This window comes from Mammaliicoccus sp. K-M42, assembly GCF_022386375.1.
In the GTDB taxonomy this organism is placed as follows: domain Bacteria; phylum Bacillota; class Bacilli; order Staphylococcales; family Staphylococcaceae; genus Mammaliicoccus; species Mammaliicoccus fleurettii.
Window position 1 is genome coordinate 1 of record NZ_JAJNIS010000055.1, and the last position, 289, is coordinate 289.

2 tRNA genes and 1 rRNA gene are annotated in these 289 nt (G+C 48.4%); all 3 read left to right on the forward strand.

Annotated elements, in window-relative coordinates:
- Nucleotides 1-86: ribosomal RNA gene (rrf, locus tag LQ668_RS12325) — 5S ribosomal RNA — on the forward strand; the annotation flags it as partial.
- Between the two features lie 30 nt (nucleotides 87-116).
- Nucleotides 117-192: transfer RNA gene (locus tag LQ668_RS12330), tRNA-Val, on the forward strand.
- A 6-nt stretch (nucleotides 193-198) separates the two neighbouring features.
- Nucleotides 199-274: transfer RNA gene (locus LQ668_RS12335), tRNA-Thr, on the forward strand.
- Nucleotides 275-289: the final 15 nt, after the last annotated feature.

The following is a 289-nucleotide window of genomic DNA, read 5'->3' on the forward strand; positions in this document are numbered from 1 at the left end:
TGTTCCCATGCCGAACACAGAAGTTAAGCTCTTTAGCGCCGATGGTAGTTGGGCTTACGTTCCGCGAGAGTAGGACGTTGCCGGGCAAATAATAATTATACATATGTTATTAAAATGGAGAATTAGCTCAGCTGGGAGAGCATCTGCCTTACAAGCAGAGGGTCGGCGGTTCGAACCCGTCATTCTCCACCATTTTAAGCCGGCCTAGCTCAACTGGTAGAGCAACTGACTTGTAATCAGTAGGTTGGGGGTTCAAGTCCTCTGGCCGGCACCATTTTTTAGAGCCATT